This is a genomic window from Bacillus sp. SIMBA_074, from assembly GCF_046534555.1.
GTDB lineage: Bacteria > Bacillota > Bacilli > Bacillales > Bacillaceae_G > Bacillus_A > Bacillus_A mycoides.
Genome location: NZ_JAWRYM010000816.1, coordinates 1 through 256, shown reverse-complemented (window position 1 = coordinate 256; position 256 = coordinate 1). Strand labels below are relative to the sequence as shown.

1 protein-coding gene is annotated in these 256 nt (G+C 48.0%); it reads left to right on the top strand.

Translation table 11 applies throughout. From position 1 onward, the window contains the following. Nucleotides 1–75: 75 nt before the first annotated feature. A partial coding sequence (locus SB773_RS33030; RefSeq protein WP_410594647.1) for an ABC transporter permease occupies nucleotides 76–256 on the top strand: 181 nt, incomplete at its 3' end.

The following is a 256-nucleotide window of genomic DNA, read 5'->3' as shown; positions in this document are numbered from 1 at the left end:
ATTTATTTACAGGACGGTCGGGTAGTACAAAAAAGGACGAGACCAGCGTAGGCGAGGGTATGAGGTGAACACATTGTGAAGATAATTGATTCTTTTCGCATCGTCTGGCGAAACCTGTGGCGGATGAAGCTCCGTACGGCACTAACCTCGGTTGGTGTCATGATCGGAACTGCCGCCATTGTCGCCATGATAGCGCTAAGCTTAGGGTTGAAGGAAAGTGCAGTAAAGAGCTTGGAAAATTTCGGTAATTTGACCG